Source organism: Gordonia sp. NPDC062954 (genome assembly GCF_044543825.1).
Taxonomy (GTDB): Bacteria; Actinomycetota; Actinomycetes; order Mycobacteriales; family Mycobacteriaceae; genus Gordonia; species Gordonia tangerina.
The window spans coordinates 65,695-74,651 of the sequence record NZ_JBITWL010000027.1; the positions used below are offsets into that span (position 1 = coordinate 65,695).

12 protein-coding genes are annotated in these 8,957 nt (G+C 65.9%); 4 read left to right on the forward strand and 8 right to left on the reverse strand.

Annotated elements, in window-relative coordinates; genetic code table 11:
* Positions 1-185: 185 nt before the first annotated feature.
* Positions 186-323, reverse strand: a complete 138-nt coding sequence (locus tag ACIGKQ_RS21305; protein WP_235724045.1) for a hypothetical protein — start codon at positions 321-323, stop codon at positions 186-188.
* 437 nt (positions 324-760) lie between these two features.
* On the opposite strand from ACIGKQ_RS21305, the gene ACIGKQ_RS21310 reads away from it, so the two are divergent.
* Positions 761-1,204 carry an Hsp20/alpha crystallin family protein gene (locus ACIGKQ_RS21310; protein WP_287015248.1) on the forward strand — a complete coding sequence of 148 codons (444 nt, stop codon included), beginning with the start codon at positions 761-763 and terminating at the stop codon, positions 1,202-1,204.
* Positions 1,205-1,308: 104 nt separating this feature from the next.
* Here ACIGKQ_RS21310 and ACIGKQ_RS21315 read toward each other — a convergent pair whose 3' ends face one another.
* From ACIGKQ_RS21315 to ACIGKQ_RS21330, 4 genes are read right to left on the reverse strand one after another with little or no spacing between them, the layout of a single operon-like run.
* Positions 1,309-1,578, reverse strand: coding sequence for a DUF4235 domain-containing protein (locus ACIGKQ_RS21315; RefSeq protein WP_235724046.1), 270 nt, complete (start codon positions 1,576-1,578; stop codon positions 1,309-1,311).
* Positions 1,579-1,588: 10 nt separating this feature from the next.
* The gene (locus tag ACIGKQ_RS21320; protein ID WP_266060151.1) at positions 1,589-1,819 is read right to left on the reverse strand and encodes a DUF3618 domain-containing protein; all 231 of its coding nucleotides are present in this window, start codon (positions 1,817-1,819) and stop codon (positions 1,589-1,591) included.
* Positions 1,816-2,214 (reverse strand): phage holin family protein, encoded by a 399-nt coding sequence (locus ACIGKQ_RS21325; RefSeq protein ID WP_287015241.1) that lies wholly within the window; start codon positions 2,212-2,214, stop codon positions 1,816-1,818. Before ACIGKQ_RS21325 ends, ACIGKQ_RS21320 begins: the two co-directional genes overlap by 4 nt.
* Positions 2,215-2,246: 32 nt before the next feature.
* The gene (locus ACIGKQ_RS21330) at positions 2,247-2,417 is read right to left on the reverse strand and encodes a hypothetical protein (RefSeq protein ID WP_235724049.1); all 171 of its coding nucleotides are present in this window, start codon (positions 2,415-2,417) and stop codon (positions 2,247-2,249) included.
* Positions 2,418-2,550: 133 nt separating this feature from the next.
* Here ACIGKQ_RS21330 and ACIGKQ_RS21335 point away from each other — a divergent pair, with 133 nt between their 5' ends.
* Both ACIGKQ_RS21335 and ACIGKQ_RS21340 read left to right on the forward strand, forming a co-directional pair.
* Positions 2,551-3,081, forward strand: a complete 531-nt coding sequence (locus ACIGKQ_RS21335) for a DoxX family protein (protein WP_266060150.1) — start codon at positions 2,551-2,553, stop codon at positions 3,079-3,081.
* Between the two features lie 66 nt (positions 3,082-3,147).
* Positions 3,148-3,354 (forward strand): hypothetical protein, encoded by a 207-nt coding sequence (locus ACIGKQ_RS21340; protein WP_266060149.1) that lies wholly within the window; start codon positions 3,148-3,150, stop codon positions 3,352-3,354.
* A 106-nt stretch (positions 3,355-3,460) separates the two neighbouring features.
* Here the strand turns inward: ACIGKQ_RS21340 and ACIGKQ_RS21345 are convergent, their stop codons facing one another.
* Positions 3,461-4,564 carry a DUF2235 domain-containing protein gene (locus ACIGKQ_RS21345; protein ID WP_266060148.1) on the reverse strand — a complete coding sequence of 368 codons (1,104 nt, stop codon included), beginning with the start codon at positions 4,562-4,564 and terminating at the stop codon, positions 3,461-3,463.
* A gap of 312 nt (positions 4,565-4,876) precedes the next feature.
* Complete coding sequence (locus ACIGKQ_RS21350) at positions 4,877-6,508, reverse strand: MFS transporter (RefSeq protein WP_266060147.1); 1,632 nt, start codon at positions 6,506-6,508, stop codon at positions 4,877-4,879.
* Between the two features lie 220 nt (positions 6,509-6,728).
* On the opposite strand from ACIGKQ_RS21350, the gene ACIGKQ_RS21355 reads away from it, so the two are divergent.
* Positions 6,729-7,739 (forward strand): glycoside hydrolase family 26 protein, encoded by a 1,011-nt coding sequence (locus ACIGKQ_RS21355; RefSeq protein ID WP_266060146.1) that lies wholly within the window; start codon positions 6,729-6,731, stop codon positions 7,737-7,739.
* A gap of 19 nt (positions 7,740-7,758) precedes the next feature.
* On the opposite strand, the gene ACIGKQ_RS21360 is transcribed toward ACIGKQ_RS21355, so the two are convergent.
* Positions 7,759-8,619, reverse strand: a complete 861-nt coding sequence (locus ACIGKQ_RS21360; RefSeq protein WP_266060145.1) for a universal stress protein — start codon at positions 8,617-8,619, stop codon at positions 7,759-7,761.
* Positions 8,620-8,957 lie beyond the last annotated feature (338 nt).

The following is an 8,957-nucleotide window of genomic DNA, read 5'->3' on the forward strand; positions in this document are numbered from 1 at the left end:
CACCGCGAGTTCCCCTAACGACGTCGACCGATGGAAAAGGAGCAGGCGCTACCTTAACCATAATGACAGTCGTTTTCAATATGAAGCTATGTGTCGAGGAAGGATCCCTCGCTGACCGTCGAGTGCGCTTCTCCCCGTTCGGCGCCCGAGACCTCCGGGCGTCACCAGTCCAGGGGTCTTGCCGCTCAGGGCAGCCGGTTCAACGAGTGGATTTCGACGCCCAACGATGCGATTGCGATCAACGCCGCCAGAAATACCGTCTCCACCGAGGCGCCGACAAAGACGAGGGCGAAGGTCGCGACGAATCCCAGAGTGGCGAGCACTGCGGAGCACAGCCCATCCACTGGACCCCTGTCGCCATTGGACGGGCCGGGAGGGTGCCGCCTCGGACTCCGCGATCCAAACGCGAGGCTCATCGAACGTCCCGAGCGGAGGTAGCCCCCGATGCTCGTCGTGCGTCGTGGGCCGACTGTCGCCATGTGGGGCCCGAAGTCATCACCGACGCCCACCATCGCTCCAAGGGAGAGGGGTCGGGCCACTCGACGACCGGTGGCTGCAAGCTTGATTCACGCGCAGTCATGGTGTCCTCCTTGTCATTCCGGCGGTGAAGCGCTGGCGCGAAACGAACAAGAATTTTTTAGCACTCTTTGCTTCCGAGTGCTAGCGCAATCGGCGATCCAGTGCTATTTATGGAGTCGTACAGCGAATGAGCTGCTCGTCAACGGGTGGCGGGCAGCCTTGGTTCAGGAGGTGAGTGGCTGTGCTTCGTTTTGATCCGTTCAGCGATGTTGATGCGCTTACTCGGGGGCTGATGACCGGTTCGATGACCGGCACCCAGCGGACCCCGCGGTTCATGCCGCTGGATCTGTACAAGGTCGACGATCACTACATGTTGGTGGCCGACCTGCCCGGCGCCGATCCCGGCTCCATCGACATCAGTGTCGACAACGGCACGCTGACCCTGTCCGCGCAGCGCAGCGCGCCGTCGGACGAGGGGGTGCAGTGGCTGAGCAGCGAACGCTTCGCGGGTACGTATCGGCGGCAGCTGTCGTTGGGCGAGGGCATCGACATCTCGCGTATCACCGCCGACTACGACAATGGCGTTCTGACACTGACGATCCCGCTGGCCGAGCGGGCCAAACCGCGAAAGATCGAGGTGGAGGCGAAGGGCAGACCCGAGCAAATCGAGGCTCACGCCCAGTGATGACGCGGTGACTCGGTAACCGGTTGTGCGACAAGGTTTCGCACTCTGGCGTGGGCGGCACGGTCCGCGCACGCCAGAGTGCGAAGCCAAGCTCTCGGTAAGAGCTACTCCGGTGTTTCGTGGGTGACGGCCTTGTAGCCCTGGGCGCCCGCGCGGTCGATCGCCGCCTTCACCACTCCGTAGATCAATCCCTGCAGCGCAGCCGCCGCCAGGACCTCCCTGGTGCTGCGCTGCAGGTCTTTCGGGTTCGGCGCGTCGGGTTCGTCGGAGAACTGCGCCCACACCTTGTTGAACACCGCACCGGCGGCCATACCGCCGAGGATGCTGATGCCGAGCGCGAGTGGTTTGTACAGAGTCTTGGAGACGTTGCTCATGTGACCATTCCTATCGAATCCTGCGGCGGATCACCACAACCGCGCCGACCGCGAGGACCGCTGCAGCGACACCGATCAGGAGCTGCCGGTTGTCGCGGGCGGTCGCGGACGCCGCTTGCACCGTGTGCTCGGCGGCGTCGTGGGCGCGCGCACGCACATCCAGTTTGTCGGTGAGCGCGTCGACGGTCTGGGCGAGCTCTTCGCGCTGCTGCTCGACGGGCGGGTCGTCGGGGGTGGTCATCGTAGGTGCTCCTTCACGGTGTCGACGTCGCGCTGAACGCTGGCGGCGGTGTGTTGCGGTGCCGGCGGTACGGCAGCCTTGGCGCGTTGGGCCCCGATCCCCGCGACCACGGCTCCGATCACCAGCAGCACGGCACCGACGATCACCGCCGACAGCCACGGGTCGACGGCATTGGCCAACCCGATGACGGCCGCCGCCACCATCGTGGCGAGGCCGAAGAACAGCAGCAGCGCACCGGCGCCGGACACTCCGACGCCGACGCCGAAACGGCTGCTCTTGGCCTTCACCTCGTCAAGGGCGTCGCGGATCTCGGTTTTGACCAGCGTCGTGGTCTGATGCTGCAGTCGCTCGACGAGTTGGACGGTCGAGAGTTCTTCGGGCGGTTGGTCGGTCACGGTGTCGCCTCCTCGCTGCTCAGTGGCCACAATCAGTCGTCACGTGCGTCGTCGACCAGCTGCTGCTCGTGCTCGGCGCGCTGCGCGAGCGCGTCGTCGTCGAGGTGCTTGGGCTCCTTGGCGTGCTCGCGATGATCGGGAGTGACGTCCTCGGTGGGAGTCATCACGTCGTCGAGGTCCGGTGCATCGTTCTGATCGGTCATGGCTGTCGGGTTACCACGGGACACGAGCGTGAAACCTGAGGCGCCGGGGCAGAGGGGCGGCCAGGAGTCTCTCAGCTAAGCGGACTACAGTTCCGTTTTAGGTTTGCACCGCTAACGACCAAGGAGCTTTGTCATGTCTGCTGACAAGTCACGCACGAAGGCACTCGACCTGGGACTTCTGACGCTGCGCACCGCCGTGGGCGCCACGCTGTTCGCCCACGGCACGCAGAAGCTGGCGGGCTGGTTCAACGGCCCGGGCATCGACGGCACCGCAGCCGGGATGGACGCGATGGGATTCAAGCCGGCCAAATTGTCGGCGGTCACCGCCGGCGTGAGTGAGGCCGCGGGCGGACTGGTCGCACTGGGTGCGGGTACACGGGTTGCGTCGGCAGCGGGCGCGGCGGCGATGCTGGCCGCCGCCGACGTGCACCGGCCCAATGGATTCTTCTCGCAGAACGGCGGCCTCGAGTTCCCCGCGGTGCTGGGTGTCGCGTCCGCGGCACTCGCATTGACCGGTCCCGGCCGGTACTCGGTGGACGGGCTGCTCGGGCATCGACTCGAAGGTGAACGTGTGGGCGTGCTCGCGCTGGCCGGCGCCGCTGTGGGTGCGGCGGGTGTGCTGTATCGGCGCAAGCAGGCGGTGGCGGCTGCTGCTGCCGCCTAGGCTGCATTCCCGCCGACCCGATTGTGTCGGAGTGCGTTCGTAGCCTGATCACATGAACGCACGATCGTGGCAGCAACTGGTCGAGCAGAGCGTCGCCACTGCCGGGTCATCGAAACCGTGCCCGATCGCGATCAGGTCGCTGCGCTCATGCGGCTGCTGGGAGCCACGCTCACCGGTGCCCTGCTGGTGTTGGAGTACGGGATCGACCGGTTGAGCCCTGAATGGGTCGCTCAGTTGCGAGTTGCGCTGGCGCGCGAGCGGATGCGGGAGTGAGCGTGCCGCGGGTCGGCTTGGGTCGCGCGGGTCGTCGACGGGCCGCGTTCTCCAACAGCACCTGCGGGATCGGAAGCGGCCCGCGGCAAGCCAACGCAGCTGACCGTCACCCGTCGAGCGGTGACCGATAAGGCTGCCGATCACGACGCGTCGCGGCAACGCGATGCGTGACGCTGGGGTGTACCACATCGTCGGCTCGCGGCCGCCGCGTCCGCCAGCCACCCGCGAAGCGCCACGGACTCGCGTTGGGGACGATCTCACCCAACGCCAGGTCGCCGTCGAGGGGCTGACCGAATTTCACACCGAGTATCCGCCGGTACGCTTTCTCGTCGACGCGTATACCCGCAGCGTGCGCTTCGTCGATCATCCACGCCAGGGCGATGTCGGGTAGGCGGCTGTCGTCGCGGCACTGGCCGCCGACGTCGCCGTGCACGCCCGCGAACCACACCTCCTGCACATCTCGATCGGCGGTGGCATCTGCGGCGAATCGGTATTCGGCGAAGGGGCGTCGCCGTTCGTCGATGGCCAGGGCGTGCCGTGCGGTCTGCACGTTGTCGATGTTGGCGGTGAACGGCCAGCGCGCCACCTCGAAGCGGGCGCGAAGATTCAGCCAGCCAACTGATTTGACCGTGTCCCAGACGCCAAGAAAGCGGACCTGCTTGGTGTTGCGGAACGGGCCGGGAAAGTCGGGGTTGCCGAACTTGGCCCGGAAGTCGTTGCGCAACTTCCAGAATTCCCTCTCCGCCGTACGATCCGCAGGTCCGTCGGTTGAGTCGGTGTTCGGCCCCGACCGCGTGTACAGCTTCAGCGCGTAGGGCACCAAATTGACGGCGTCGGCGTGTAACAGCCCGACGGTGCGCAGCATCCCGGTCAATGCGCGCGCCGTGTAGGCGCCGCGGGAGAAACCGAACACGTAGATCTCGTCGCCAGGCCGATACCGCTGACACAGCCAGGTGTAGGCCTCTTCGATGTTGTCGCGGATGCCGAATCCGGCCACCATGCCCGCGAACCGCGTCAGCGCACGACCGGTCTGGGTGACCGCGGCGCGCGACCCCATCGTGCCGACGCCCGGGTCGTAGTAGACCAGCTGGCCGGAGTCCTTGACGCAGGCGTCGAACATCCGTGCCACGTTGGTGAAGCCGGTCTCGGGTTCGTTGGTGGTGCCGTCCAGGCAGATCACCAGCTTGCGCGGTGCGGTCTCATCGGTCATCAGGGCTCCTCCAGATCCCATGCGCTGGGCGGCGGAATGTTGTCGTCGCGGAACTGATGCAGTATCTCCGATGCGGGTCCACGAGGCGGCGGCCGGGTCGAGTCGCCGTCGCTCGGGTCGGCTCGGGTCGCGCGGGTCGTCGACGGGCCGCGTTCCCCGACCTCACCTGCGGGATCCGAATCGGCCCGCGGGAACGGCGTCGACCACGGCCCGTCACGGCGACCACGTCACCCCCACCACCGGAGGCAGTTGCGACTTGCCGTAGCTCTGACCACCCGGACCGCCTCGGGCTTGAACAGGCAGCAGCGATCCTCAGCGGTCTTCCCCGTAGGTATCTTCGGGAATCTCACCCGGCCGATAATTCGGCAGGCGGCCGGCGGGCACGATTGCGGTTGCGCTCAAGGCGGCGAGGAGCAACAGCCCGTACTTCAATGTCGTGAGTCGAGTGTCTTCGTTCACCCGGACCGCTTCATCGATCTGCTCGGGGGTGGCTGTGGTGGCGTCGAGCACCTCACGCAACTCGTCATTGCTGACGAAGTTCACGTTGTCCAGGTTCACCTGCGACACCAGCGAATCGGGCAGGCGCGGGTTGTCGACGACTGCTTGTCCGACACCGATGCTCAGCAGAGTGACCAACAGCGCGCCCATGACCGCGGTGCCGACGGCAGACGCGAGATTCTGCGTGGTACCGCGGATCGAGCCCACGTCACCGGCCAGCTTTTTGGGCGCCGACGTGACCAGCACGTTGAACACCAGCGTCACGAGCGCACCTTGACCGACACCGAAGACGATGAGACCGAAAATGGTCGGCAGCGTCTCCCAATTATTCGACACAACGTACGCCAGCCAGATCAGCGCAGCAGTCGTGAGAACGAACGAGAACACTCCGATCGCCCGCGGCGTGTATCGCTTGTACACGCGCACAACAAGCGTGGCGGTGATGAACACCGTGAGATTGAAGGGCATCATCGCGAGCGCGGTGTCGAAGGGTGTACGTCCCTGCACGATCTGCACGTAGAGCGGCACCGTGAAATTCAGTGCTGCTTCCATCGCCACGACGATGAACATGGCGTAGACCGCCGAGCGCTCGCGCGAACTGCGCAGCACCGACAGGTCGACCAGCGGAACCTTGCCGGCCGCCATCCGCCGTCGCGTCCACATGAAGAACGCCTGCACCAAGACCACGCCCGCGACGATCAGCATGGGCGCCGGGGAGACCCCGGCGATGTCGAAAGGTGCTGCGGGATCGGCGTAGAACGCCCCCCAGTTGTTGAGGTTGTTGAAACCCAGCGTGAGCGACATGATGCCGATGCCGATCAGGATTGCGGCGAAGACGTCGATCGTGATGTCCGGGTCACCGGGCACCGAGGTGAGCGTGAAGCTGAAGATCAGGATGAGAACCGCAAGTGCCAGCACGATTCCGAAGACGGGGCGCCATCCGACCAGCGTGCCCAGCGCACCACCGAGGAAGAAGGCGCTCACCCCCGACACCGCACGAGCCGACCCGAGAGAGCCGATCGCCGTCGCCTGCTGGTCCCCGTGATAGTTCGCGGCGATCAAGGCGACCAACGATGGCACGATGATGGCGGCTGCCGCACCGGCCAACGCCTGACCCGCGATGGCCCAGCCAACGGCGGGCGAAACGATCATCAGGATCGCCGAGCAGGCGAACACACCGACGACGATCCGGAAGATCAGCAGCCAACCGATACGTTGACCGAGTTTGGCCCCCAACATCACCAGGGCTGCGACGACGAGACCATAGACGACGATGGTGGTACTCGCGACGGTCGGCGCGACGTCGAAGTCCTCGACCATGCCGCCCAAGGACACCGGCAGGGCCGCGACGTTGAAGGACATCATGACCTGGGCGAGGAACAACCCGATCATCGGCAACCAAGAGGAGCGGCCGGTCGCGGCAGGCTCCGCGGTCGAGGTGGTCATGTGCAGGCTCCTTGTCTCGGCCAAGTCCTTGGTGTCCGCGCACCCCGCTACCGGCGGCTGACGTGAATACCACCGCGCTCCGAAGGCTACAGACGCGGGAAAGCCGTCGCGTGTCGGCGTGCAGGTTCTCGGCTGCGATGCACGACGTTCTCGCCTCAGCAACTGCGGCGGCGGCATCCCCTCCACGGCGCTGCCGGCACCGACCCGCCAAGATGGACTCATGACCACCGCACCGACCGATCGCACGCTGACGCGTGGCTGGTCGCGCCGCGAGGTCTTGCGCACGCTGTTGCTCGCCGGGTCGGCGACGTTGCCGTTGGCGGCATGCTCGTCGCCGGCGACTGACGGTGAACCCGTCCCCGACCGTCGCTGGGGTGCCTACATCCCGAGCGTCCTACCGGCGAGTGCGTCGTCGCCGTCGCCTATCGATCAGCTCGCCGCGCTGGCCGGCGCGGCCCCCGGGTATCTGCACCGGTTCGCCGCGATCGGCGACAACGCACCGATCGCCGACCTCGACGCGATCGTCGAAGCCGGGGCCGGACCTTTGCTCAGTCTCGAGCCGTGGCAACCCGACGGCGGGATCGAGCAACCGCGGTATGCGTTGTCACGCATCGCATCCGGCGACTTCGACGATGACTTCCGACGCTGGGCGACGCAGCTCGTGGATTGGGGCAAGCCGATCCTGCTGCGGTTCGCACAGGAGATGAACGGAACCTGGTATCCGTGGGCGATCGGCATCGGCGGAAACACAGCCGCTGGGTATCGGGCGGCGTGGAACCGCATGTGGCGCATCTTCGACGACGTCGGTGCCGACAACGTGCGCTTCGTCTGGGCACCCAACGCGCTGACGGCCGCGACCACGGATTTCGCCGATGCGTATCCGGGTCATGGCGTTGTCGACTATCTGGCCGTGGACGGCTACAACTGGGGCGAAGCACCCGGCCACCATTGGCAGTCGGCGCGAGACCTGTTCCCGCCCAGCCTCAGTCGGCTGCGGGAGGTCGGCGGCAACCAGCCGCTGCTGATCACGGAGGTCGGATGCGCCGACGGCCCGTCACCCGAGGCGAAGGCGGACTGGATTGCTGACTTCTTCACGATCGTCGACGCCGAGCCTCGCCTCGAGGCGCTCCTGTGGTTTCAGACCGACAAGGAACGCGACTGGCGATTCAACACGACCCCGGCGAGCACGGCAGCGTTCCGGCAGGGATTGGCGACCATCGTCGATCGCTGAACCCTGCCGGCGCAGAAGCCTATTGCGTGTGCACCACCATCACCGGACACTGCGCGACGTGCAAGACCGACTGGCATGTCGAACCCAGCAGCAGTCCGCGGAAGCCACCTCGTCCACGATTGCCGAGCACCACGAGCGGGGCGTCCTTCGCATGATCGAGGATGCTCTGCGCCGGCTTGTCCACGCTCAGCACGGTTTTCACGTCGACGTCGGGGTACTGCTCGCGTACGTCACGGAGCTGGGTTGCCACCAGTTCCACCGCCTCGTCGTGGAGTTGTTCCCGCGGCGGCAGGTGCCGACCGCCGATGACCTCACCCGACAACGCGCTGTAGGTGTGCACGGCAACCACCGAGGTGTTCAGGGCCTGCGCCTGCCGAAACGCCTCCACCGCCGCCTCATGCGCGACCTGCGAACCGTCCAGGCCCACAACGACGGGGCCCGTCGCCGGCTCCGACGCTTCCACGGACGGCACCACCACGACCGGGCAATCGCCGTGTGCCACCACATAGGTGCTCACCGATCCGAGCAACAATCCCGCGACTCCCCCGCGTCCGCGACTACCCACCACCAGGCACTTCGCCCGCGACGACAACTCCTGCAACAACAGAGCCGGGCGCCCTTCGACGACAGATGCCGTCACCTGCAGCCCAGGCGCCACCTTCTCGGCGAGCGCGGCCGCCTCGTCGACACCCTGGTGAGCCTCGGCGCGCAGCCCGTCGAGAAACGCCTGCGTCGGCACGATCGGCGGGATCTCGAAGGCAGTGACCACGTCCAAAGGGAGCTTCTCGCGTTCGGCCGCGGCTGCCGCCCACCGCGTGGCGACCAGGCCATTGTCCGAGCCATCAACCGCCACGACCATCGAGCCGTCGCCCACAGTCATCAGTCATCTCCTTCTCCCGGGGTGTCCGTTTCGTTCTAGCACTTCTAGTTCACACCGCTGCGACGTTCCAGGTCAGGGCATTTCGTCCCCGGTCTTGTGTGATTCTGATCAAGAGGTTGCGAACATCGAAGATCGGGGTTACTCTCGAATGTACGTTCGAAAGGTCGGTCGGGGGATTCGCAGTGTCGGGTGTCATCTCGCAGGACATCGGTGTCACTTCCGCATCAAGACACTGGTGACAGTGTGAGGGGTCTTGGTGGTGACACTTCTTCATTTGGTTTCCGCCACGCACCGCTATGTGCCTTGCGTTGCGTGGCGCGGTTGCCGATGAGGGGGGG